Consider the following 716-nt stretch of genomic DNA (forward strand, 5'->3'; position numbering starts at 1 on the left):
GATTGCGCCGCCGATAGGCGATCCGGCTGTGCTTGTAGGGGACGGTTCGGGTGGCCGTGGACGGGATGGTGGCGATCACCCGGTGGCTCTTGAGCCAATCTCTCAGGCTCTGCGCATCGTAGGCCTTGTCGGCGATCAGGCGCTTGGGCGGCACCACGGCCTGCACCAGGGGCAGCGCCATGCTGATGTCGGCCACGTTGCCGGGCGTCAAGGCGAACGCAACCGGTCGGCCACGACCATCGGCCAAGCAATGGATTTTGCTCGTGAAGCCGCCGCGCGAGCGCCCGATGGCCTGGCTCCAGGCCCCCCTTTTCCACCCGATGCCGAGCGGTGGGCCTTCACGTGCGTGGCATCGAGCATCAACTCGTCTGGAACAGGGCCTGCGGCTGCGATCTTGGCAAACAGCCGCTGCCAGATCCCGCGCTGCGACCACCTGTTGTAGCGGTTGTAGATCGTCGTGTGGGGCCCGTAGGCGGAGGGCGTATCCTGCCAGCGGCAGCCGACCTTCAGGACATGCAGGATGCCGCTGATCACCCGCCGGTCGTCCACCCGAGGCTTGCCGGGTTGGCCGTGCGGCAGGTGCGGCTCGATCCGCGCCCAGGCTTCATCCGAGAGCCAGAACAACCGTGCCATCGCGATCCTCCTGCGCTGGAAACCTCAAACTCAGGAAGAAAACGCAAGCGAGCGCAAATGGTTGTATGAGTTCTCTACCTAGC

The 716-nt window shown here is 65.4% G+C and carries 1 pseudogene; it reads right to left on the reverse strand.

Annotated elements, in window-relative coordinates:
* Nucleotides 1–633: pseudogene (locus tag OXS27_RS32405) on the reverse strand (IS5 family transposase); the annotation flags it as partial.
* Nucleotides 634–716 lie beyond the last annotated feature (83 nt).

The organism is Methylobacterium sp. GC_Met_3 (genome assembly GCF_026540775.1).
Classification (GTDB): Bacteria; Pseudomonadota; Alphaproteobacteria; order Rhizobiales; family Beijerinckiaceae; genus Methylobacterium.